The sequence below is a fragment of the Microbacterium radiodurans genome (assembly GCF_008710705.1).
In the GTDB taxonomy this organism is placed as follows: domain Bacteria; phylum Actinomycetota; class Actinomycetes; order Actinomycetales; family Microbacteriaceae; genus Microbacterium; species Microbacterium radiodurans.
The window spans coordinates 641,822-662,170 of the sequence record NZ_VYRZ01000003.1 but is presented as its reverse complement, the minus strand read 5'-3'; the positions used below and the strand labels follow the sequence as shown (position 1 = coordinate 662,170).

Here is a 20,349-nt window from a genome sequence, read left to right as displayed (position 1 = left end):
TTCGTGAGGCGCTCAGCGCGCGTCGTCGGCGTTCGTGTACCAGCTGGGCTGGGTCGGGTAGTGGGGACCGTCATAGACCTCGAGCAGGACGGTGTCCTCCTCGGCGATCGTCGGTCCGTGAAGGCTCCCGCGCGGGTTCCAATAGAAGGAGCCGGGGGTGAGGGTGATGGAGGTCGGGACGTAGGTGTAGCGGCCGGTCAGACAGAACATGAACTGATTCGACGCGTGCGCGTGCCGGGAGGGGATGCCCGACCCCTTCAGGAATCGGACGAGGGTGATCGATGCGCCGGTGTCGTCGTTGCGCCAGAGGGCCTTCTGACTGAGCCCCGCGAGGGTCTTGTCCACCCACGCGAGATCGCCCGTCTGCACGAGGATCTCGCGGAAGCGGTGGGCGGCCTCGCCATCGGAGGTGAACCCGGACTGCTCGCGGGAACGGTCGGGCGCCTCGCCACCGTACCGAGCGGGTTCCGACAGATTCTCGGCCCATTCCTGGGCGTCGATCGCCGACGGCCGCGGGGGCGCCGCGACCAGCGGCAGGTCGGCAGGCGGCTCGGGGGTGTTCTCGGTCATCGGGCGTCCTCCTTCAGATAGTCCAGCGCGATGATGAACCACATGCGCGGGTGCGCGGCGGTGTTCTCGAGGTCGAGGTCTCCGCGTTCGGCGACGCGCACGGACGACAGCAATGCCGCGCCCTCGAGCTCGCCGTCGCATTCCGCGACGACGTGAGGCACGTCGATCCGATCGACGTGCACGGTGTCTCCGCCAGCCAGGGTCACCGTCCACACGCGTACGTGCGCGTCGGCGAGGATCGGCACCCGCCCGTCACCGGGGTCAGCGGCCCCGGGCGGACGCACGCCGTGCACGCTTCGTGCTCCGGCCCCCACGTCGACCGGTCCGGTCGGCACGAGCTCGCCCAGATGCTTCAACTCCACCAGGCGGTTGCGATAGAACGCGTCGCCGGTGTTCGTCAGACGGTGCACCGGTGACACGGGACGGAACACCGCGCCGCCGCTGTACTCCGAGATCTCGCGCGAGGGGCTGCCGTCGAGCCAGTCCATGCGCCCCGTCGAGCCGACGACGGAGAGGACGACGTACGGGTTGCCGTGCAGATGCCAGGAGTGCCGGCCGCCCGCCTCCAGTGCGACGTCCCACACGCGGACGAGCGGATGGTCGAGGATCAGCTCCGTGCCGATGTCGACGAGCTCGATCCGCTCGCCATCGGGCGCGAAGACGACGTCACCGCGTGCCATGAGCAGTCCCTGTGCTTCGCGAGGCGGCCCCCGCGGGCCGCACGATCGAGCGGTACACCTCGGCGGGGTCGCCGGAACCTCGCGGCAGGATCGCCGCGACGTGGCCGTCGGGACGGACGAGGACGACGGTGTCGTCCTCCACTCCCAGCCGCTCCCGCACGAGGCTGCCCGGGTCGAAGAGGAACCGCTCGCGCAGCCCCGAATCGTGGGGGGCGTCCCAGCGGCTGACGACGAAGCACCCCAGCCCGGGCGCCTCGGCCGGCAGAGCAGGGCGACGGCGCGCATCGGCGAACACGAGCGCCACGAAGCTGTCGGAGACGAGGTCGTGCAATCGGTGACGCCCGCCATCCGGCCCGAACACGACGAGGTCGGGGATGCGGTCCCCCACGCGCACGGCGGACGGCTCGGACCCGGCGGGTGACATCCCCCACGCATCGGCGCCGCCGACATCCAGGCGGACCCCCAGCAGGGTGCGCGTCATGGCGTAACCCCAGTCCGCGCGTGTCGTGGCGGAGGTCTCGTCGACGTGCTCCATCGCGGCGCGGGCGAGCTCGGCCATCTCGGCCGAGCCGCGGACGGCGACGGCCGACTGCTCGCGTTCGTAGCCGTCCAGCAGCGTCGGGTCGGCCCAGCCGCGCAGCACCCAGGCCAGACGCCACGGGAGGTTGGACGCGTCGAGGACGCCGGTGTTCAGTCCGAGAGCCCACATCGGGGTGATGAGGTGCGCGGCATCCCCCATCAGGAAGACGCGGTCCTCCCGCCAGCGCTCGGCGATGCGCAGATGCACGGAGTAGATGTTCGTCCCGAGCACCTCGACGTCGTCGACGTCGCCGATGAAGCGGAGGGCTTTCTCGCGCAGCTGCGTCTCGTCGGGCTCGGCCTCGCCCGCGGCCAGCGGGAACAGGAACCGCCAGCAGTGCGGCTGGCGCACGAGGATCATCCACTCGTCGGGATCCGAGAAGTAGGCGAGGTAGGGGTAGTCGCGCGGATTGTCGACGTCGAGATCGACGCGCAGGTCGACGAGCATGTATCGCGCCTCGAGGGTCTTTCCGGCGACGGCGATCCCCAGCTGTCCGCGGATCGTCGATCGTCCGCCGTCGCAGGCGAGCACGTACTGCGCACGCAGATCGTAGGCTCCCTCGGGCGAAGCCACCTGGAGCACGACACCCTCGTCGGTCTGCGAGAAGCCCTCGACGCGGTGCCGCAGGCGCACGGCCGCGCCGGCACGCTCGCGGAGGGTGGCGTAGAGGGAGGCTTCGAGCGAGTTCTGCGGGATGTTGACGACGAACGGGTACCGGGTGTCGTCGACCAGCTTCTCAGTGCGCACCGAGAAGCGCGCGACGTTGGTCGCCCGTTCGATGTCGCCGATCTCGTCGAGGCGCACCGAGTCGCGCAGCACCGGCTCGACCGCGTCATAACGGTCGAGCACTTCGAGGGTGCGCGTCAGGACCGTGCCCGCCTTCGTGTCGCGCGAGAGCTCGGCGTCGTCTTCGAGCACGATCACCGGGATGCCGTGATGGACGAGACCGAGCGCGGTGATGAGACCGATGGGACCCGCGCCGGCTATCACGACCGGGTGAACGGCTGCCGCATCGGGGCCGGGCTCGGCGACGGGTGGGAGATTCGACATGTCAACTCCTCGGGAAGGAACGATCGCGGGACAGGGTGGAGCCGGTCATGGTGGCGGCGTCGGAGAGGAGGAAGAGCAACGGTCCCACGACGTCGTCGGGTGTTCCGACCCCCGTCGTGCGATCCCAGTGCTCGCGCTCGCCGCCGGTGGGGTTCGCCGCACGGAACTGGGGTGTGTCGATCACACCGGGGGCCAGCACGTTCACCCGCACCCGATGCTCGGCGACCTCCGCCGCGAGCGACTTCGCGAACGGGAGGAGGGCGCCCTTCGACGCCGCGTAGGCCGCCGCGCCCGCTCGGCCGACGAGCGCCAGCCCCGAGCTGAAGACGACGATCGAGCCGCTCCGCTGCGCGATCATGTGCGGGAGCACCGCCTGCGCAGCCCAGACGACGCCGTCGAGATTGACGTCGAGGACGCGCGACCAGTCGGCCGCCGTCATCTCGGTCACCGCGATGCGCGGCTGCACCGCGGCGCCCGCCACGAGTCCGTCGATGCGGCCGTGCCGAGCGACGACCTCGCTCACGGCCACCACGACGGCCTCGCGATCCGAGACGTCGACGGCGACGTACTCCACCGAACCCGGTCCCGGGCCCGCCCACGCTTCCCCCGCGGTGATGTCGAACACCACCGCCTGGCCACCGGCACCCGCGATCGCGTGCGCGAGCCCGTGACCGATGCCGTTCGCGCCGCCGGTGATCACGACGACCTCGGCGCGCGCGTCGAAAGCTGCCTTCATCGCAGGGTCTCCTTCATCGCCGGACTTCTCCCATCGCCGAGCCTCTTCATCGCACGGTCGCTTTCAGCGAACGATCTCGTCATCGCACGGTCCCTTCGTCACCGTCACCGTCACCGTCATCCCCACGTCCCTCTCATCGCACCGCCTCCGGCATCCAGGGGACCAGATCGGCGCCCACCCGTTCCGCGGCGTCGGTCAGCGCCGCGAGCACGGCCGTCGAGACGACGACACCATCGGTCTCGGCACGCTCTGCGCGTCTTCGCGCACCGTGTCCGGGCAACCGAATCGGATTCGCATCCGGACGCGCGCGGGATTCCAGCACCGGTTCGACGAGCCGGCGCAGGCCATCGGCGAACTGAGTCGGCTCGACGAAGCGCGACACATCGAGCGCGAGGAAGAACTGGGCCGAATCGTTCGCCACCGACGGGTCGGCGTACAGCCCGGTGACCTCGCGCCCGACGGCGCCTCCCGACAGCACGCCGGTGAGGGCCTCGACCACCAGCGCGAGACCGAAGCCCTTCGCTCCCCCCATGGGAAGCAGCATCCCGGAGATCGCGGCAGCGGGGTCGGTCGTGGCCCGTCCTGCGTCGTCGGTCGCCCAGTGATCGGGGATGCTCTCTCCCCGCGCGTCGGCGAGTCGAATCTTGCCGAGCGCGACCTCCGACAGCGCCATGTCGAGGGTGAAGCCGTGCGCACCATCACCCGGCACCGCGATAGCGATCGGGTTGTTGCCGACGACCGGTTCGGCACCGCCGACAGCCGGCATCATGGGACGGGTGTTGCAGGCGGCGACGCCGATCATCCCCTCCCCCGCGGCGGCGTCGGCGTATACCGATGCGCGCCCGAAGTGGAACGCGTGGCGGACGGTCACGACGCCGACACCGTGCGTGCGCGCCTTGGCGATGGCGAGGTCCATCGCGGCTGCAGCGCTCAGCTGACCGAACACATGATTCGCGTCGATGACGGCGACGGCGCCGCTGTCTGAGACGACCGTCGACGGCCCGCCTGCCGAGACCGATCCGGCGAGCAGTCGATCGATGTACATGGGAACGAGGAGGATGCCGTGGGAGGGCACGCCCGCCTCGTCGGCGCCGACGAGGTGATGCGAGACGGCGTCGGCGTCCTCCCGCGTGAGACCGGCAGAGACGAAGATCGCCGCCGTCGCGCCGCGCAGATGCTCCGCGGGCAGGGTCACAGAAGACATGGTTTCCTTTGATCGTTGATCACATCGTGAGGAAGGCGGCGGCTGGGCCGCCGGGCGGGCCGGTCAGACAGACATGGCGCCGCGGATGCGGCGGACGGCTCCGTCGAGGTGGAGCTCGATCGCGTGTCGTGCACGGTCGGCATCGCGGTCGGCGCACGCCTGGAGGATCTCGGTGTGCTCCTGATGCGAGCGGCTGCGCGCAGAGGTGTCGGCCGGCGACGCGAATCGGTAGCGCTCGCTGTTCTGCCAGACGGGTTCGAGCGAGCGGAGCAGCCACCGCGACTGCGACGCGCGGTAGATCGCGAAGTGGAAGGCGGTGTGAGCCTGACGCGCCGCTTCGACGCTGCCGGCGTCGATCAGCCGTTCGTGCTCTTCGAGCGCGGCCGCCGCGGCGGCCTCGGTCTCGGCAGTGAACTCGCGGGCAGCCTCACCCACCAGAGCCCCTTCGATGACCCGCCGGGTGCGATACGTGTCCTCCAGGTCGGCGACGGAGAGTTCGACGACACGCGCGCCGCGGTGCGGCACGACCTCCACGAGCCCGAGGGCCGCGACACGGCGGAGCGCCTCACGCACCGGCATCGAGGACGTCTCGAAGGTCGCCGCGAGGTCCTGAATGCGCAGCCACGTGCCGGCCGGATACTCGCCGCGCAGGATCGCCTGGTGCAGCGCTTCCGCGACGTTGTCGGCCAGCGTTCGGTGCCCGAGGGCAGACGGAGACGGCGTGAGCTCGAAGGCGAGCGAGCCGGAGGGGAGACTCATCGGTTCCCCTCCGCCCACGGCAGCAGACGCTTCTCCACGAGAACCAACATATAGAACAGCACGATGCTGATGACCGCCAGCAGCAGGATCGCCGCGAATGCGAGAGCCATGTTCGCGCTGGCTCCCGACTGCACGATGACGAAGCCCAGACCCGACGACGACCCGACGAACTCTCCGATCACGGCGCCGATGACGGCGAGGGTGATGGCGTTCTTCAGTCCCACGAAGATCTGCGGCAGCGCCCACCAGAGCCGGACCTTCGTGAACTCCTCCAGCGGACGCGCCGACAGCGACGACGTCAGCTCGACGAGGTCCGACGGGGTCGACCGCAGACCGGCGACCGTCGAGAGCACGATCGGGAAGAAGCACAGGAGCACGACCATCACCACCTTCGGCGTGATGCCGAAGCCCATCCAGACCAGCAGCACCGGCGCGATGGCCACCTTCGGCACGGAGTTGATCGCGAGCAGCAGCGGGTAGAGCATCTGCTCGAGCACGCGGTATCGGGCGATGAGCATCGCCAGAGGCACGCCGATGATGATCGCGATAACGAAGCCGAGCACGGTTTCGAGCACCGTGGCCCCTGCCTGCTCGAGCAGGAAGGGGAAGTTCGCGACCAGCGTCTCGGCCACAACCTGAGGCCCCGGCACGATGAAGGTCGGCACGGCGAACACGACCGTTGCTCCCCACCACAGGGCGATGGCGCCGACGACGGCGACCAGCGGCAGCGCGATGGCGCTCAGCGCGATCCCGGTCCGGCGCGGCGCGACGACGGAGTGCGTCATCGTGGCCGAGCTCGCGACGCTCATGCCGCCTCCTCCCGCGCCGGCTGCAGCAGATCATGCAGCTCGGCGCTGACGCGCGCCGACTGGGCCGTGTGCGAACCCTGTCCGAGCGTGCGCGGTCGGGGGATGTCGACATCGATGATGCGCCGGATGCGCCCGGGACGCGGCGACATCACGACGACGCGGTCTGCGAGCAGGACCGCCTCCTCGATCGAGTGCGTCACGAACACGATCGTCGTGCTCTCCTCGGCCACGATGCGCTGCAGCTCCTCCGACAGTTCGGTGCGGGTGAGCGCATCGAGCGCCGAGAACGGTTCGTCCATCAGCAGCACCCGGGGACGCTGGAGCAGCGATCGACAGAGCGAGACGCGCTGCTGCATCCCGCCCGAGAGCTCGTGCGGGAGCTTCTTCTCGAAGCCGTCGAGCCCGGCGAGAGTCAGCAGCTCCTGTGCGCGCTGCCGACTCGCCCGTTTGTCGAGGCGGAGGATCTCGGCGGGCAGCAGGACGTTCTCGAGAACGTTCCGCCACGGCAACAGCGCGGGACGCTGGAACATGAAGCTCACGTCGCGCCGCGGGGACGTGACCGGAGTGCCCGCCACGCTCACGCGTCCCGCGGTCGGGGGCACGAGCCCTGAGATCGCCCGCAGCAGCGTCGACTTGCCGCACCCCGATCGACCCACCAGCGTCACGAACTCGTTCTCGGCGACGGTGAGATCGATCTCCTCCAGCGCGTGGACCGTGCCGGTGCGGGTGTGGAACGTCTGGCTGAGGCCCTCGATCGCGATCATTCGTCGACCCCCGGGGTGAGATCGAACGCCACGATGTCGTCGGGCGTCACGTCGCCGGTGATGGCCGGGCTCAGGATGTCGATGACAGACGCGACGCGGTCGGCGTCGATCGAACCGAGCTCAGCGTCTCCGGTGACGTAGGGCGCCATGAGCCCCACCTCGGATGCCGCCACGGCAGCATCCTGCGTCGGCTGATACTTCTTGAGGATCTCGCCCGTCTCATCCGGGTTCTCGATGGAGTACTGCAGCCCTTCGAGGAGTGCGGCGGAGAAGCGCGAGACGAGCTCGGGGTCGTCTGCGATCATGTCGTCGCTGGCGATGAGGACATTGCCGTACAGGTCGGGAAGCTCGTCGCCGTACGGGAGGACGACGACGCCCTTGCCCTGCGATACCGACTCGATGAGCGGCTCGCCGACCACGAACTGCCCGATGGCATCGGCCTGATGACTCGCGAGCACCTGCGGAAGCGAGGGCGGCGCGGCGGGCAGATGCGTCACCGTCGAGGCGTCGAAGCCGGCGGCCTCCGCATAGGCGGGGAAGATCACCTCGTTCGTCGACCCGGGCTGGTCGGCGATGCTCTTGCCCTCGAGGTCACCGGGATCCTCGATCCCGTACCCCTCGAGCGAGATGATGGCGGCGAGCGTCGTCTGCTGGATCGCGGCCACGGCGCTGATCGGCAGGTCCTCGTTCGCGACCGTCACGGCGACGGCCGAGAAGTCGGCGATGCCGAAGTCGGCGCTGCCGCTGGCGACGAGCTTCATCACGTCGACCGATCCGGTGCCGGGCTCGATCGTGACATTGAGGCCGTGGTCGGCGAAGAATCCCTTCTCCTGCGCGACGAAGGCGTATGCGTCGCGACCGAAGGTGTTGAAGGCGGTCAGGTAGCGCACATCGGCAACGTCGCCGGTGTACGTCGATTCAGCGGAGGGAGCATCATCAGGCGCGGATCCTGCGCACCCCGCGAGGGATACGAGGAGCACGGGAACGGCGAGAACGGCAAGGCGGTGCGGGTAAGACATCGGCCACTCCAATCGGGCTCGAAGCCCTTGAGTGGGCCTCGTGCGGATGACTGTACTGTGATGTTTGATCACATCTCAAGTGTCAAATCGAGATTGGCTGCTCAGGCGCCGTTCACGCCGGAACGGCTTCGACGGTCTCAGACGTCCGCAGACCGCACGGTGAGCTCGAGCTCGCGCTCCTCGCTGCGCTCCTGGCCCCGACCGCGAGCGGTGACGCGCACGCGGATCGGGCCGGGGCCGGTCGGCCGCACGACGGCGATCGCCCGGCCGTCGAAGGTGCGCCGCGTGGCCGCGTCGAAGCGCTCGACGGTTGCCGGAGCGCCGCTCGCGAGGCCCGCGAGCACGCCCGCGCCCGAGACCTCGACGGTGACGTCGGTGTCGGCATCCGCGACCAGGATGCCGAAGCTGTCGCGCCACTCGATCGCTACGAACGCGAGGTCGTCGTCATCGTCGCGCAGCTCGGCCCGGTCGACCGTCACGGTGAGGCGCGGCGCACCCGCGGTGCGCAGGCTCGTGCGTCCGACCTCGCGGCCGTCTCGCAGCACGACGGCGGTGAGCTCGCCGGGACGGTAATCGGTCTCGATCGACGCGAGCTTGGGGAGGGACTCCCCGACGGCGGCGCGCCCGACCTCGTCGCCGTCCAGGAGCAGACGTACCTCGTCGCCGTCGGCGTACACCTCGACGGTGACCGGCTTGCCGTCGAACCCGCTCCAGGTCCACGACGAGACGGTATCGCTCCACGACCACGGCGACGGGGTGCCGGTGGCGACGCCGTACCGGTCCGGTCGCTGCACGGCGATGTAGGGCTCGCTTCGGAGGCCGAAGACGATCTCGCGGTAGAACGAGATGGACCGCCGCCAGCCGGTGATGTCGAGGTCGCCGCACCACGCCGTGAGCCACGGGTACTCCCGCTCGAGCGCGCCCGAGGCGTTCTCGTCGTCGGCGTACGGGATGCTGCCGATGCCGACCTCGCCGAGGTAGTCCCAGCCGGTCCAGGTGAAGTCGCCGATGACGTTGGCGTTCTGCTCCACGAGCGGCCAGAGCCTGCCGATCTGCGACGGGAAGGTCTCGGACCCGACGATGACGCGGTGCGGATACGCCTCGGCGTCGGCGGCGTAGCGGGCGTCGGCGTAGTTGAGGCCCAGGACGTCGAGCGCGGCGCTCGACTCCTCGATGCGCGCGGAGGCCGACGGCGAGGCGGCGACGGCGTTGAAGGGTCCGCCCCCGGCCATCGCGGCGTTGAGCCCGCCGAGCTTCTCGATGACCTGGGGCGCCTCGTCGATGACGGCGAGCATCGCGTTGACGCCGTTCGTCACCGGGCGGGTCGGGTCGAGCGCCCGGATGTGCTCGGCGAGGCGCCGCGCCCAGCGGGCGCCGTGCGGGGTGCCGACCTCGGCGATCTCGTTGCCGATGGAGTAGAGGATGACGCTCGGGTGGTTGCGGTCCTTCCGGACGAGCGAGGTCAGGTCCTCCTGCCACCACTGCGGGAACTCGGCGGCGTAGTCGTACGGGCTCTTGAAGCGCGTCCACATGTCGAAGGCTTCGTCCATGACGAGCATCCCGAGGCGGTCGCACGCGTCGAGCATCGCGACCGAGAGCGGGTTGTGGGCGGCCCGGATGGCGTTGAAGCCCGCGGCCTTCAGCAGCTCGATGCGGCGCTCCTCGGCGCGACCGATGGCGGCGGCACCGAGCGGCCCGTTGTCGTGGTGGATGCAGGCGCCGCGCAGCAGCACCTCCTCGCCGTTGATGCGGAGTCCGCGCCGCGGGTGGACGGTGATCGTGCGGATGCCGAAGGCGACCTCATGCGGCGTGGCGTGGTCTCCGCGGGCGCCGCCGCCGACGGCGCCGCCGAGCGACACCGTGGCGGTGTGGAGGTTCGGCGCGTCGACCGACCACAGCGCGGCGTTCTCGACGTAGACGAGCTGACGCGCCGTTGCGGTCTCGCCCGGAGCGAGGGTCAGCGGCGTCTCGTCGTGCTCGACGAGCTCGGCGCCGAAGCGGATGTCGGTGGTGACCCGGACGGTCTCGGTGACCATCGAGCGGTTGGTGACCTCGGTGAGCACCTCGAGCACGGCCTCGCCGTCCTCGACCCGCAGCGTGCGGATGGCGACGCCGTCGGGCTCGATGTGCACCGGCTCGTCGACGTGGAGGAGGACCGGACGGTGCAGGCCCGCGCCCGAGTACCAGCGGGAGTCCTGCCCGACGCGCAGCTCGATGCGGATCGTGTTGGTCTCGCCGAAGCGGAGGTACGGCGTGAGGTCGACGAAGAAGCGCGCGTAGCCGTCGGCGCGGTTGCCGGCGAGCTCGTCATTCACGAATACCTGCGCCCGCCGCATCGCACCCTGGATCTCGAGACGGACGATCCGGCCTCGCCACGACTCGGGCACCTCGAGGTCGCGGAGGTAGGTGTAGCCGGCGTTCGGGTAGTAGGCCGCGGCGCCGCGCGCGGGCGCGTCGGGTGTGCGGGTCTCGTCGCGCAGGGCGTCGTGCGGCAGGCGCACGGGGGTCACGGGGACGGCGTCGAACACGCCGCCGAAGGGCCCCACGGGCGTGCGGTAGTGCCATCCGGTGGCGAGGGTGGTGACGGCCATGGCGTGCCTTCGCGTTCGTCAATTTCCAACGAGTGCTGGAGTTTGAGTATCGCGTGCGCTCGTCACGAAGTCCAGTCGCGGAAGATCAGGTCGAGGTAGCCGCGCAGGGTGGCGACGACGTCGACGCGTTCGGGGTCGATGACCCAGTGCAGCTGGACGCCTTCCCAGAGGGCGAAGAAGCTCGTTGCGGCGACGGAGGCGGAGACGCCGTCGCGCAGCATCCCGTCGGCTTCGGCCTGCGCGAGCCAGGTCTCGAGTCCGGCGCGGACGCGGCGGGTGCGTTCGGTGAAGTACTCCCCCAGCGGGTGGTCGGGAGTGACCGACTCGGCGGCGAGCAGCGAGTAGAGGGCGATGACGCCGGGAGTGTCGGCGTTGTGCTCGGCGAGGGCGAGGATGGCCCGCGGAAGGTCGTCCGCGGTGTCGGGGTGCGCGCTCGCGAGGATCTCGTCGGCGCGGCGGTCGCGCTCATGCATGACGGCGAGCAGCAGGTCGGACTTCGTCGGGAAGTGGTGGAGCAGGCTCGATCGGTCGAGGCCGACGCGTTCGCCGATCTCACGAAGCGAGCCGGCGTTGTACCCGTGGACGGCGAAGACCTCCATGGCTACTCGGAGGATCGCGTCGCGGGTGGCCTGCGTCTTCTTGTACGGTCCGCGGCGGCGGGTCGTCGGCGGGTTCGCGGGCTCGTCGAGCACGTCGGGCACGTCGGGTGCTTCGCCACCGAGGGTCGGGAAGGGCGGGATGCCGGCGGCTTCCGGGGCGGGGTGTTCGCCTGCGGTCATGTCGTGTGCTCCTTCGCCGAGCGGGCGGGTCCAGCTTAGGGAGCGCGCGCACCCCCGTTGAGGCAGCGCGCGAGGTCGCCTAGCATCGCGGGATGCGCGGATCGATGAGTCGGACGATGGTGGGCGGCGGGGTGGCGGTCGCCGCGCTGCTGCTGAGCGGATGCGGGCCGGAGGGGATGGACCCAGTGCCGGAGTCGCCGGATGCCGCGGCGTCGTCGCCGGTGGCGACGCCCACCGAGACTCCGACGCCGACGACGACGCCGGATCCCTGGGCGGGGCATTTTGACGATGTCGTGTCGTCTGCCGAGGAGTCCTATGTCACGCAGTTCTGGGGTTCGTTCGGCGACCCGGGTGGGGTCGGGCCGAGTCGCAACGAGAACTCGACGCTGGAGCCGGGGCCGTACGGCGTCTCGGTCGCGTGTGCGGGACCGGACTCGGTGATGGCGACGGTGGAGTCGTCGGCGGGTGTGCCGCTCGTGGAGTCGATGGCCGTGCCGTGCTCGGCCGATTCGACGATGGAGACGGCGCTGCCGGCGGTGGATCTGCCCGACCGCGGTCTGGTCGTGACGCTGGACAGCGAGCGCGAGCCCGGCGCCTACCTCATCCGGATCACGCAGCAGGAATAGCGCGCGACGGCAGGTGGGCTCGCCGTGGTTGCGACGCGCTGCGCTCACTCGACCTCCGGGGGGGGGTGGCCGCGGTCGGGGTTGGCTCCCGGACCTTGAGCGAGGAGCGCAAGCGACGTGACGAAACGCGGGTGGATCCCCGTGGCTGCAACTCGCTGCGGGCGCTTCACCCCCAAGACGGGCCCGGGCGCGGCTGCCTCCCGACCGTTGAGCGAGCAGCGCAGCGCAGCGCAGCGATGAAATGCGCCGGGCGGCTCACCATGTTTCGACTCGGTGCGCTCGCTCAGCAGCCGGGGTGGCGGGAGGTGGGGCGAGCGTTGTCAGAACGGGGGTGCCGGTTCCGGCGGAGGTCGTTCCGCGACGAACTCGGGTGTGAAGCACACTGATGGAACCGAGAGGTCTTCGCGATAGACCCGGCCTGACGGTGAGGTCCACTGGATGATGCCGCCGCCGAGCTGGAGGACGAGCCAGTCGGTGAACTGCTTCATCGAGTGGTGCCTTTGGCACAGGTTGCACAGGTTCGACTCACACGTCGGACCGCCGAGGGCGTGATCGATCGAGTGATCCAGTTCGCAGCGGATCGCGGGCAGGTGGCACCCTGGCCACCGGCAATGTCGATCCCGCGCCTGCAGCATCCTCCGCAGTGCCGCGGGTGGCCGGTACTGGTCCACGCGCGTCACCGTTTTGGTCGTGGCGTCGAGGTATACCCGGTCCCACAGGGTGGCGTCCCCGGCGAGGGTCCGGGCGGTGTCCGCGTCGATCAGGCCCGCGCCGACGAGTTCGGCGGCGCGGTCGTCCTTCCCCGAAAGGGTGTCGGCCGTCACGACCACCTGCACACGTGCGCGGATAGCACCGAGCGAGGTCTTCCCGTCGACACCATGGGTGGGGTCGATCGCCGGCCCACCGGTCAAGCCGAGGTCGCACAGCACGTCCGCTCGAACCTGCTGGCGGGTGCGCGTGTCGGGCTCGTGCTCCTCACCCGCAGCCCGGGCTTCCGCCGCCGCTTCCCTCGCGGCGTCGATCGTCGACACCGCCATCTGGTTGAGCCGATCGTCGATCGCCACGAGCAGGGTGGTCGCACCCCGCAGGGTGAGCTCCGACATCCCGTCACCCAGGTCCCGCAGGAACACACCCCGGTCCGCGACAGCCGCTTTGTGGCGTTCCGCGAACGTGCGTGCGGTGAAGTGCTGCGCCAACGACTCCAGAGCGCCATGTACCCTCGCGGGCACATCCCGCTCCGCCACCGCGATGGCGGCCTCTTGCCACTCGTCGTGGTTCTCGTCCGGGATGTTTCGGCCGAGCTTCACGACATCGTCGACATGCTTGGCCGTCAGCCGGCCGGCCTCCCACGCGGCGAGCACGAGCGGGTTCCCGTCGACGACCTCCAGGGCCCGGCCGATCTCGTTCTGCACCCGCCGATCCCCGCACCGGGCGATCGCTGCGAACTCCGCCGCCACCGCCCGCAGCTGCATATCCGTCTCCCGGCCCAGCAGCCCGTTCCGACGCGACATCGACAGGGCTTCACGGCCCAGGACAGCGAGCTTCCGCAACCGAGCGATCTCGACGGCATCCTGCGAACGAAGCAGCTCCACGGCGCCGTCGAGCTCGGCGCGGATGCGCGCCCACGACTCCTCGTCGCTGCTCGATCGGTTCGTCCCCATGTATGACATTGTGCCATCCGGCACCGACATCAGTCTAGAACATGCGTACTATTCGTGGAGAACGCGCGCGCACTCGAACCTGTGGAGGAATCGCCAGACAGAACCACGCACAACCTCGCGCATCTCAGCTCTCGGCGACGCGCCCACCGTCGACGTGCCAGCGGCGGTTGGTGCTGACGGCATCCAGCATCCGGCGGTCATGAGTGACGAGCAGAAGCGTGCCGTCGTAGGACTCGAGTGCCTGCTCGAGCTGTTCGATCGCGGGCAGGTCGAGGTGGTTCGTCGGTTCGTCGAGCACGAGGACGTTGACGCCGCGCGCCTGGAGCAAGGCGAGTCCGGCGCGGGTCCGCTCCCCCGGTGACAGCTCGTCGACCGGACGGAGGACGTGATCGGCCTTCAGCCCGAACTTGGCGAGCAGCGTCCGGACCTCACCGGACGCCATCTCGGGCACGAGTGCCTCGAAGGCGTCGGCCAACGGCCTCGTGCCGACGAGCAGCGACCGCGCCTGGTCGATCTCGCCGATGCTGACGTTCGATCCGAGCGCCGCGGTTCCTTCATCCGGCACCTGTCGCCCGAGGATCGTCCGCAGCAGTGTCGACTTGCCCGCGCCGTTCGGTCCGGTGATGCCGATGCGGTCGCCGGCGTTGATCTGCAGCGAGACGGGTCCGAGTGTGAAGGCGCCCTGGCGCACGATGGCGCCGTTGAGCGTCGAGACGACCGAGCTCGAGCGCGGGGCGGCGCCGATGGTGAACTCGAGCTGCCATTCCTTGCGCGGCTCGTCGACCTCGTCGAGGCGCGCGATGCGGCTCTCCATCTGACGCACCTTCTGCGCCTGCTTCTCGCTCGATTCGGTCGAGGCCTTGCGGCGGATCTTGTCGTTGTCGGGGTTCTTCTTCATCGCGTTGCGGACGCCCTGGCTCGACCACTCGCGCTGCACGCGGGCGCGCGCGACGAGGTCGGCCTTCTTGCCGGCGAACTCGTCGTACTGCTCGCGGGCGTGACGGCGGACGGTGGCGCGCTCTTCGAGGTAGGCGTCGTAGCCGCCGCCGTAGATGCGGTGGGAGTTCTGCGCGAGGTCGAGTTCGAGCACGCGGGTGACGCTGCGGGCGAGGAACTCGCGGTCGTGGCTGACGAGCACGACTCCCCCGCGGAGGCCGCGGACGAACGTCTCGAGGCGTTCGAGTCCGTCGAGGTCGAGGTCGTTGGTGGGCTCGTCGAGCAGGACGATGTCGAAGCGCGAGAGCAGCAGGGCGGCGAGTCCGACGCGGGCGGCCTGCCCGCCCGAGAGCGAGGTCATCAGGATGCCGTCGGCGTCGAGTTCGAGGCCGAGCTCTGCGAGGACGATCGGTACGCGCTCGTCGAGGTCGGCGGCGCCGCTCGCGAGCCAGCGGTCGAGGGCGGTGGCGTAGCGGTCGTCGGCTCCCGTGACGGTGGGGTCGCCGAGGTCGGATGCCGCGGCATCCATCTCGGCCGTCGCCTCGGCGCAGCCGGTGCGGCGGGCGATGTAGGCGGCGATGGTCTCGCCGTCGATGCGTTCGTGCTCCTGGGGCAGCCAGCCGACGAAGGCGTCGGAGGGTGCGAGGCTGACGGTTCCCGCCTGAGGCGCGTTGCGCCCGGCGAGGATCGTGAGCAGTGTCGACTTGCCGGCGCCGTTGGCTCCGACGACGCCGATCACGTCACCGGGGCTGACGGTGAGGTCGACGCCTTCGAAGAGCGTGCGGTGGCCGTACCCGCCGGCGAGGCCCTGAGCGACGAGAGTTGCGGTCACCGATCGATTCTCGCACCCGGGCGGTGCGGCGCTGACGCTCCTCGCCCTGGCTGCAGCTGACGGGAATCGAACCCGTGCGCCCTCCTACGGACGAACGCGGACGGAGCGCCCGTCATACGTGACGACATCGCCCGTCTGCAGCTGACGTCCACGTCGGCGGTCGACCTCGCCGTTGACGGTGACGAAGCCGTCGATGATGGCTTCCTTCACGTCGCCGCCCGAGTCGAGCAGACCCGCGAACTTCATGAACTGACCGAGCCGGATGCCGTCGCTTCCGATCGAGACGTCGGTGATCCGGGTGGAATCGGGCATGGAGAAAGGCTAGCCGAGAGACGTAGCGGGGAGGATCATGACCGTCCCAGCGCGGATCGGTTCACGCCGCTGGCGCCAGCACGGCGGCGACGGCGTCCGCGGCCACGTTCACGGAGGTAGTAGGACCGACCATCGTGCCGTGGACGATCGCCCAGACGTCGTCGGCGAACGCGTAGCCGAGGTAGGTGCCGAGGCCCTCCGGGATGTCTTTGGAGAACATGACGATCGCGCCGCGCGTCGTCCGCTCGTATTGGTCGGATTCGCCCAGCGCGTTGACGAGCTCCGATGCCGCTTCCGCGTCGACAACCAGAACCGTGACGGAGAAGCCTCCGTCGGTTTGGGGGATGCCGTATGTGCAGCCCACCACATCTGTCGCGGCGTCGAAGGTGTCTTGTGCTGCGGGCCCCAGCACGTCCGGCGCCGCGATGACCTCGAGAGGATCCGACCCTTCGACGCGATCGTCGTTGACGGACACACGCACCTGCTCGATGCTCATGAGATTGGCGCAATCCGGGAGCGCGGCTCGCTGCGGAGGCGGAGTGACCTCGGGCTCCGCCGTCGGGCTGACGGCATCGGTGGCGGGAGTCTCGCGGGAGCCTGTCGGCGACGGGGACGTGTCCATGTCATCGACCTGACCTGTGCAGCCACTCACCATCACCAGCAGGAGTGAGAGCACCGCTACACGGAAGATGCGTGACGACATGCGTCGACCTTATCGGCGGCTGATGGCACGTTCGGGGCAGCCCCCGCATGAACGCATATGCGCTCCGCCCCGACCTGGCAACAGTGTCCGCCGTCGCGCCCCTCCGGCTTACGGTGAACCCATGTTGCACTCCACCCAGCAGGGCTCCGGTAGGCCTCTGCTCCTGGTCCATGGGCTCGGCTCCAGCAGTGGCAATTGGGCGCCGGTGATCCCGGCGCTGGCGGCGGAACGCCGTGTGATCGCCGTCGACCTCCCGGGGTGCGGCGAGTCCGCGCCGCTCATCGGCGAGACCACCATCGCCACGCTGACGAGCGCCGTCGAGGCCTTCATCCGCGACGCGGAGTTGGGCGACGTCGATGTGGTCGGCAGCTCCATGGGCGCGCGGATAGTGATGGAGATGGCGCGTCGAGGGCACGCCGGCAACACCGTCGCACTCGATCCTGGCGGATTCTGGAACGACCGCCAGGTGGCGGTCTTCGGCGCGAGCATCAAGGCATCCGTTGCGCTGGTGCGCCGCATCCAACCGGCGTTGCCGTTCCTCACGGGCAACCCCGTGGGCCGCACAGCCCTGCTGCTGCAGTTCTCCCACCACCCGTGGAAGCTGCCGCAGGATCTGGTGCTGCACGAGCTTCGCGGGTTCAAGACATCGGCCAGCCTGGATCCCGCCCTTGACGCTCTCATTCACGGACCCCGTCAGGAGGGGGCACCCGCGGGTTCCCTCAAGGGGAGGATGGTCATCGGATGGGGGCGGAACGACAGAGTGACTGTCCCGAGCCAGGCAGCGCGGGCCTCGGAGCTGTTCCCCGATGCCACGCTGCACTGGTTCGAGAAGTGCGGTCACTTCCCGCACTGGGACCAGCCGGAGGAAACGGCACGCCTCATCCTCGACAGCACCGCCTGAGATGCGGCGGAGCGTCGAAGCGAAGCCGGTTCACGACATCAGTCCGGATTGTGCGAGGAGAGGATGATCGACCTGTGAACGCCAAGCGGGAGAAGAAGCCGGTGAAGGTCACTGAGGCCGATGAGCGCGCATTCGCGGAGGCGAACTCCGAGGCGAAGTCGCGGTACGGGCGGTTCAACCTCGCCGTCATCGGCGGCACGGGCGTCGGCAAGTCCTCGCTCGTCAACGCGGTGTTCGGTCGCGACCTCGCGAAGGTCGGCAAAGGGCTGCCCGTCACTCGGGGCGTGAAGTACTACAGCGATCCCTCCCTCGGCATCTGGGACATCGAGGGGTTCGAGATCGGTTCCGCCGCTCCCCCGGCAGACATCCTGCGGGGTCATCTGCGGACGATCTCCGAGCGTCCGGCCATCGAGCGGGTCTCCGTCGTCTGGTACTGCGTGCTCTCGCAGCTGCCGCGACTGACGCAACCCGACATCGACATGATCCGAGAGCTGGATGCCGCGGGGCTGCCCGTCATCCTCGTGCTCACCAAGGTCGACTGGTCGAAGAACCCGATCACGGGCAAGCGCACCGCTCCGGACGACGTGACCGAGTTCCAGGAATGGCTCGAGGAGCCCGTCGACGGAGACGGCCGGCCGATCCACATCCCGATCGAGCGCGTCATCCTCACGTCCACCGCCGGCAAGCACGGGAAGGGCAAGGGGCACGGCCTCGGTGAGATCGTGGCCGAGACGCTGACCCTCTCGCCGGACAACGAGAAGGACGCCTTTCGCATCGCGCAGAGGCTCAACCTCCCGTGGAAACGCGAACTCGCCCGCCCCGTCATCGCCGGTGCCGCCAGCGCCGCAGCGGGAGCGGCGGCGGTTCCCGTTCCGGTTGCCGACGCGATGGTTCTCGCGCCGATCCAGCTCGCGATGATGGGCCGGATCGCGGCGATCTACGACCTCGAGCTCACGACGATGATGTCGGCGGGCGCCCTCGCCCAGCTCGGCGTGCAGATCAGCGGGCAAGCTCTCGCCCGCAGCTTCATCAAGCTCATCCCCGGCGCGGGGAGCGTCATCAACGCCGGAGTCGCCTTCGCCCTCACCGCCGCGACCGGCGAGGCCTGGCTGCGGCTGTGCGAGAACGTGCACACCGGCAAGATCGACGTCTCGAAGGTCACCGATTCGTGGAGCGACTACGCGCCCGGCTTGCTCGAGGTCGTCCGGAAGGTCGCGGAGCGGCGCGTGCTGAAGCGCTGACGGTGCGGGCCAGTTTAGGTCGCCGGCGGGCGGAACGACAGGGGCGGGATGCGGTGGCGCCGCCGCACCATGATGGGTCCATGAGCTCCGCGCGCACCGTGACCCGCACCGTCGTCCGTCGGCTGACGCGGTGGGGCACGGCATCCATGCTCGTCGGCGGGGTGCTCGCGCTGCCGGGACGGACGCGCGCGTTCGGACTGCAGACCCTGATGTGGGGCGCGATCGACCTCGCGCTCGCGGCGATCACCCGCGGGAGGGACAAGGTCCCGCAGGCGCAGACCCTGCGCCGCATCCTGCTCGTGAACGCCGCGCTCGACGTCGGCTACGTCGCCGCGGGCGCCCATCTCGCCGTCCGGACGCCGACCTTCGGCGGCCGCTTGCGACCCACCGACGCGCGCGGCCACGGCCTGGCCGTCGTGCTGCAGGGGGCGGCGCTGTTCGTGATCGATCTGACCGCCGCCCGGCGCCTCCGGCGCTGACGCGCGGTCAGTGCCGCCGCTGCCGGCGGGCCGTCGAGCGCGCCTCGGCGTCGAGGTCAGGACGGCCGACGGCTGTGAACCGTGCGACGAGCAGAGCCATCAGGTGATTCCGTCCCGCCGCCGCCGGGAGCCGGCGCCCGTCGGGGTCAGCAGGATGTAGCCCACGGGCGGCGCGGGCGCGCCCCACTCGGCACGGGAGTTCGCCGCTATCCTCCGGCGCCGCGCGCGTTCCGGCGCGATCGGACGGACACGACGATCCCGACCGCCAGCACCACGGCCGCGACCGGCGACAGCACCCAGTGCCATCCGATGGGATAGCCCTCCGGCCCGGGCGTGCGGACGATCCCGGTCGGGTCCGTGTTGAGGGCGGCGATGGCCCACGGGAAGCCGCCGAAGATCAGCAGCGAGACCAGACTCACGTAGGGGGCGTCCGCTCCGGCGTCGCGTCGGCTGCCGATCAGGTACGCCACGGCAGCGGCCATCCCGACGGCGCCGGTCGCGATCGTCAGCCATGCTGGAACGCCGAGCACGCGGTCCCCGATCACCGACCCCCACAGCGAGTGCTCCTCATCGGTGGGCCACACGCGACCACCGTTGAACGCGACGCGGGCGATCAACGGAACGAGGAACTGCGCGGCGCCGAATATCGCGCAGAGGGTGAAGACGAGGCGCATGCGACCGGCCCATAGAGGGAGGCGCGTGCGATTACGGGTGATCGGCGACAGCTCGGTGAATCCCGCATGAGACCGCTCGCCCGTCATCGCCGGCCACTCGCCGGCAGTCCGAGCAATCTTTCGAGTCCCGCTTCATTGATGATGGGAATCCCCCACGCGCGAGCCTGCCTCGCCTTGCCCGACATCGAGTCGGGGTCAGCGGCGACGAGGACTTTCGCCTTCTTGACCAAGCTGTCCTTCGGCGCGAACTGGCGCTGGCTGAGCATCTCGAACCATGCCGCTCGCTCTCGACGGGTCTCGCCCGTAATCACGACGGTGTCGCCGATCGCCACTTCGACGATGCGGTCGTGCTTCTGTAGTAACAGTCCGGTCGTCTCCAGATCGATGACAGCGAAGCCGCGCGTCATGCCAGCCCTCCCCAGGGATGTTCTTCGTCACTCTAC

The 20,349-nt window shown here is 69.8% G+C and carries 21 protein-coding genes; 4 read left to right on the top strand and 17 right to left on the bottom strand.

Features of this window, described 5'->3' with window-relative positions:
• Window positions 1–12 precede the first annotated feature (12 nt).
• From F6B42_RS15030 to F6B42_RS13335, 11 genes are all read right to left on the bottom strand, one after another.
• Entirely contained in the window at window positions 13–570 is a 558-nt protein-coding gene (locus F6B42_RS15030; protein ID WP_223878508.1) for a cupin domain-containing protein, read from the bottom strand.
• Window positions 567–1,250 carry a hypothetical protein gene (locus tag F6B42_RS13380; protein ID WP_150420168.1) on the bottom strand — a complete coding sequence of 228 codons (684 nt, stop codon included), beginning with the start codon at window positions 1,248–1,250 and terminating at the stop codon, window positions 567–569. The genes F6B42_RS15030 and F6B42_RS13380 overlap by 4 nt, the downstream gene beginning before the upstream one ends.
• Window positions 1,237–2,880 carry an FAD-dependent monooxygenase gene (locus F6B42_RS13375; RefSeq protein WP_150420167.1) on the bottom strand — a complete coding sequence of 548 codons (1,644 nt, stop codon included), beginning with the start codon at window positions 2,878–2,880 and terminating at the stop codon, window positions 1,237–1,239. The genes F6B42_RS13380 and F6B42_RS13375 overlap by 14 nt, the downstream gene beginning before the upstream one ends.
• A 1-nt stretch (window position 2,881) precedes the next feature.
• Window positions 2,882–3,616: an SDR family NAD(P)-dependent oxidoreductase gene (locus F6B42_RS13370; protein WP_150420166.1), complete on the bottom strand. Its 735-nt coding sequence runs from the start codon at window positions 3,614–3,616 to the stop codon at window positions 2,882–2,884.
• A 133-nt stretch (window positions 3,617–3,749) separates the two neighbouring features.
• Complete coding sequence (locus tag F6B42_RS13365; protein WP_150420165.1) at window positions 3,750–4,820, bottom strand: Ldh family oxidoreductase; 1,071 nt, start codon at window positions 4,818–4,820, stop codon at window positions 3,750–3,752.
• Window positions 4,821–4,883: 63 nt separating this feature from the next.
• The gene (locus F6B42_RS13360) at window positions 4,884–5,579 is read right to left on the bottom strand and encodes a GntR family transcriptional regulator (protein WP_150420164.1); all 696 of its coding nucleotides are present in this window, start codon (window positions 5,577–5,579) and stop codon (window positions 4,884–4,886) included.
• On the bottom strand, window positions 5,576–6,388 hold the full coding sequence (locus tag F6B42_RS13355; protein ID WP_223878507.1) for an ABC transporter permease: 813 nt from the start codon (window positions 6,386–6,388) through the stop codon (window positions 5,576–5,578). Before F6B42_RS13355 ends, F6B42_RS13360 begins: the two co-directional genes overlap by 4 nt.
• A complete protein-coding gene (locus F6B42_RS13350; protein ID WP_150420163.1) occupies window positions 6,385–7,152 on the bottom strand; it encodes an ABC transporter ATP-binding protein in 768 nt (255 codons plus the stop codon). The genes F6B42_RS13355 and F6B42_RS13350 overlap by 4 nt, the downstream gene beginning before the upstream one ends.
• The gene (locus F6B42_RS13345; protein ID WP_223878506.1) at window positions 7,149–8,042 is read right to left on the bottom strand and encodes an ABC transporter substrate-binding protein; all 894 of its coding nucleotides are present in this window, start codon (window positions 8,040–8,042) and stop codon (window positions 7,149–7,151) included. The genes F6B42_RS13350 and F6B42_RS13345 overlap by 4 nt, the downstream gene beginning before the upstream one ends.
• Before the next feature lie 266 nt (window positions 8,043–8,308).
• On the bottom strand, window positions 8,309–10,762 hold the full coding sequence (locus F6B42_RS13340) for a glycoside hydrolase family 2 TIM barrel-domain containing protein (RefSeq protein ID WP_150420161.1): 2,454 nt from the start codon (window positions 10,760–10,762) through the stop codon (window positions 8,309–8,311).
• 62 nt (window positions 10,763–10,824) lie between these two features.
• Window positions 10,825–11,541: a TetR/AcrR family transcriptional regulator gene (locus F6B42_RS13335; RefSeq protein WP_150420160.1), complete on the bottom strand. Its 717-nt coding sequence runs from the start codon at window positions 11,539–11,541 to the stop codon at window positions 10,825–10,827.
• 92 nt (window positions 11,542–11,633) lie between these two features.
• On the opposite strand from F6B42_RS13335, the gene F6B42_RS13330 reads away from it, so the two are divergent.
• Window positions 11,634–12,167 (top strand): hypothetical protein, encoded by a 534-nt coding sequence (locus F6B42_RS13330; RefSeq protein ID WP_150420159.1) that lies wholly within the window; start codon window positions 11,634–11,636, stop codon window positions 12,165–12,167.
• A gap of 320 nt (window positions 12,168–12,487) precedes the next feature.
• On the opposite strand, the gene F6B42_RS13325 is transcribed toward F6B42_RS13330, so the two are convergent.
• The 4 genes from F6B42_RS13325 to F6B42_RS13310 all read right to left on the bottom strand — a co-directional run bounded on the left by F6B42_RS13325 (window position 12,488) and on the right by F6B42_RS13310 (window position 16,611).
• On the bottom strand, window positions 12,488–13,828 hold the full coding sequence (locus tag F6B42_RS13325) for an HNH endonuclease (RefSeq protein WP_223878505.1): 1,341 nt from the start codon (window positions 13,826–13,828) through the stop codon (window positions 12,488–12,490).
• A 124-nt stretch (window positions 13,829–13,952) separates the two neighbouring features.
• Window positions 13,953–15,596 (bottom strand): ABC-F family ATP-binding cassette domain-containing protein, encoded by a 1,644-nt coding sequence (locus tag F6B42_RS13320; protein ID WP_150420158.1) that lies wholly within the window; start codon window positions 15,594–15,596, stop codon window positions 13,953–13,955.
• 84 nt (window positions 15,597–15,680) lie between these two features.
• Window positions 15,681–15,908 carry an RNA-binding S4 domain-containing protein gene (locus F6B42_RS13315; protein WP_150420157.1) on the bottom strand — a complete coding sequence of 76 codons (228 nt, stop codon included), beginning with the start codon at window positions 15,906–15,908 and terminating at the stop codon, window positions 15,681–15,683.
• Between the two features lie 61 nt (window positions 15,909–15,969).
• Window positions 15,970–16,611, bottom strand: a complete 642-nt coding sequence (locus F6B42_RS13310; RefSeq protein WP_150420156.1) for a hypothetical protein — start codon at window positions 16,609–16,611, stop codon at window positions 15,970–15,972.
• A 121-nt stretch (window positions 16,612–16,732) separates the two neighbouring features.
• Here F6B42_RS13310 and F6B42_RS13305 point away from each other — a divergent pair, with 121 nt between their 5' ends.
• The 3 genes from F6B42_RS13305 (at window position 16,733) to F6B42_RS13295 (ending at window position 19,232) form a co-directional block, all read left to right on the top strand.
• Window positions 16,733–17,512 carry an alpha/beta fold hydrolase gene (locus F6B42_RS13305; RefSeq protein WP_150420155.1) on the top strand — a complete coding sequence of 260 codons (780 nt, stop codon included), beginning with the start codon at window positions 16,733–16,735 and terminating at the stop codon, window positions 17,510–17,512.
• A 74-nt stretch (window positions 17,513–17,586) separates the two neighbouring features.
• Window positions 17,587–18,753 carry a DUF697 domain-containing protein gene (locus tag F6B42_RS13300; protein ID WP_223878504.1) on the top strand — a complete coding sequence of 389 codons (1,167 nt, stop codon included), beginning with the start codon at window positions 17,587–17,589 and terminating at the stop codon, window positions 18,751–18,753.
• Between the two features lie 80 nt (window positions 18,754–18,833).
• On the top strand, window positions 18,834–19,232 hold the full coding sequence (locus F6B42_RS13295) for a DUF6992 family protein (protein ID WP_150420154.1): 399 nt from the start codon (window positions 18,834–18,836) through the stop codon (window positions 19,230–19,232).
• A gap of 206 nt (window positions 19,233–19,438) precedes the next feature.
• On the opposite strand, the gene F6B42_RS13290 is transcribed toward F6B42_RS13295, so the two are convergent.
• Window positions 19,439–19,906, bottom strand: coding sequence for a hypothetical protein (locus F6B42_RS13290; RefSeq protein WP_150420153.1), 468 nt, complete (start codon window positions 19,904–19,906; stop codon window positions 19,439–19,441).
• A gap of 83 nt (window positions 19,907–19,989) precedes the next feature.
• Window positions 19,990–20,313, bottom strand: a complete 324-nt coding sequence (locus F6B42_RS13285; RefSeq protein ID WP_150420152.1) for a hypothetical protein — start codon at window positions 20,311–20,313, stop codon at window positions 19,990–19,992.
• Between the last annotated feature and the right edge of the window lie 36 nt (window positions 20,314–20,349).

Excerpts from the sequence above, each read along its gene's own strand:
- F6B42_RS13285 (WP_150420152.1), bottom strand. The coding sequence starts at position 20,313 with ATGACGCGCGGCTTCGCTGTCATCGATCTGGAGACGACCGGACTGTTA.
- F6B42_RS13330 (WP_150420159.1), top strand. The coding sequence starts at position 11,634 with ATGCGCGGATCGATGAGTCGGACGATGGTGGGCGGCGGGGTGGCGGTC.
- F6B42_RS13375 (WP_150420167.1), bottom strand. The coding sequence starts at position 2,880 with ATGTCGAATCTCCCACCCGTCGCCGAGCCCGGCCCCGATGCGGCAGCC.
- F6B42_RS13350 (WP_150420163.1), bottom strand. The coding sequence starts at position 7,152 with ATGATCGCGATCGAGGGCCTCAGCCAGACGTTCCACACCCGCACCGGC.
- F6B42_RS13295 (WP_150420154.1), top strand. The coding sequence starts at position 18,834 with ATGAGCTCCGCGCGCACCGTGACCCGCACCGTCGTCCGTCGGCTGACG.
- F6B42_RS13380 (WP_150420168.1), bottom strand. The coding sequence starts at position 1,250 with ATGGCACGCGGTGACGTCGTCTTCGCGCCCGATGGCGAGCGGATCGAG.
- F6B42_RS13360 (WP_150420164.1), bottom strand. The coding sequence starts at position 5,579 with ATGAGTCTCCCCTCCGGCTCGCTCGCCTTCGAGCTCACGCCGTCTCCG.
- F6B42_RS13315 (WP_150420157.1), bottom strand. The coding sequence starts at position 15,908 with ATGCCCGATTCCACCCGGATCACCGACGTCTCGATCGGAAGCGACGGC.
- F6B42_RS13365 (WP_150420165.1), bottom strand. The coding sequence starts at position 4,820 with ATGTCTTCTGTGACCCTGCCCGCGGAGCATCTGCGCGGCGCGACGGCG.
- F6B42_RS13325 (WP_223878505.1), bottom strand. The coding sequence starts at position 13,828 with ATGGGGACGAACCGATCGAGCAGCGACGAGGAGTCGTGGGCGCGCATC.
- F6B42_RS13305 (WP_150420155.1), top strand. The coding sequence starts at position 16,733 with ATGTTGCACTCCACCCAGCAGGGCTCCGGTAGGCCTCTGCTCCTGGTC.
- F6B42_RS15030 (WP_223878508.1), bottom strand. The coding sequence starts at position 570 with ATGACCGAGAACACCCCCGAGCCGCCTGCCGACCTGCCGCTGGTCGCG.
- F6B42_RS13335 (WP_150420160.1), bottom strand. The coding sequence starts at position 11,541 with ATGACCGCAGGCGAACACCCCGCCCCGGAAGCCGCCGGCATCCCGCCC.
- F6B42_RS13310 (WP_150420156.1), bottom strand. The coding sequence starts at position 16,611 with ATGTCGTCACGCATCTTCCGTGTAGCGGTGCTCTCACTCCTGCTGGTG.
- F6B42_RS13370 (WP_150420166.1), bottom strand. The coding sequence starts at position 3,616 with ATGAAGGCAGCTTTCGACGCGCGCGCCGAGGTCGTCGTGATCACCGGC.
- F6B42_RS13355 (WP_223878507.1), bottom strand. The coding sequence starts at position 6,388 with ATGAGCGTCGCGAGCTCGGCCACGATGACGCACTCCGTCGTCGCGCCG.
- F6B42_RS13290 (WP_150420153.1), bottom strand. The coding sequence starts at position 19,906 with ATGCGCCTCGTCTTCACCCTCTGCGCGATATTCGGCGCCGCGCAGTTC.
- F6B42_RS13340 (WP_150420161.1), bottom strand. The coding sequence starts at position 10,762 with ATGGCCGTCACCACCCTCGCCACCGGATGGCACTACCGCACGCCCGTG.